General features: G+C 39.2%; 1 protein-coding gene. It reads left to right on the top strand.

Annotated elements, in window-relative coordinates; translation table 11 throughout:
• The coding region (locus FAY33_RS19810) for a hypothetical protein (protein WP_207706028.1) at window positions 1-194 on the top strand (194 nt) is incomplete at its 5' end.
• Window positions 195-919: the final 725 nt, after the last annotated feature.

The following is a 919-nucleotide window of genomic DNA, read 5'->3' as shown; positions in this document are numbered from 1 at the left end:
AATTTAAGGTTTATATGCAAAAAACCGGGTATCCTATTTTATTACTGGGATTTTCCGGTTTTGTTTTTGTGCATGATACGAATATGATACTATTTCCTGTAATTTCTCTACAACTTCGATGTGGCGGTTTGGATATAAATGGCCATATACGTTGTTTACCATATCTACAGTATCACCAATTCGTTCAGCAATAAGAAGGGGAGAAAATCCCATATCAAGTCCTCAATAATGAGGGTTCAACATGACGTAGAACGGGATCACAGATTGAGACTCCTATCGTTCGTCTCTGTGACGAGCGCAATACAGTATTGGTTAATGGCCGGAGGTTTTCGACCTTCATGTCGAAAAGTGTATTTTACTCTTAACGTTTGCAGTGGTAGCAACCCCAAAATTAGCTTGGTCATAGCGAATAAATATTGTGCACTTTGGAAATGTATGGTAAGATATTTCGAGGAGTAACCGAATACAGGGTGGAACCTTCCAGCTTTTATGTCTTTACGTCGTAACGAGATGGGAGGTGGTGCGGGATATGTTTTCATTTGCAGACGTGCTTTTATTTGCAACTTTTATCTTGGCATTGCTGACTTACATAGATAAGTTAAAAAAATAGCCTACCCTGCAGCGAACAGGATAGGCGGTGTCCATTAGGACATTTTGCTTTGTCTGGGAGCTTCCACCTTGTGTGGCGGTTGCTCTTTTGTAATTCAAATATACCATTAGTGCGTTGTGTTGTCAACGATTTTGGTTTATATAATCCTTGTTAAAATATAAGCAGGTATCCGGTAATCTGGGCCTGCCTTTATGATACTAAAATGATACTGCTATTTTTAGCAAGGGTAGCAAAACAAACGGTTGTTCTTGCTTTTTCGACGAAATTACAAGGAAAATCAACCATATCACAAGAGACAATCCCCCATCT

The sequence above is a fragment of the Clostridium sp. HBUAS56010 genome (assembly GCF_007115105.1).
Classification (GTDB): Bacteria; Bacillota; Clostridia; order Lachnospirales; family Lachnospiraceae; genus Lacrimispora.
This window is presented reverse-complemented; position numbering and strand designations above follow the sequence as displayed.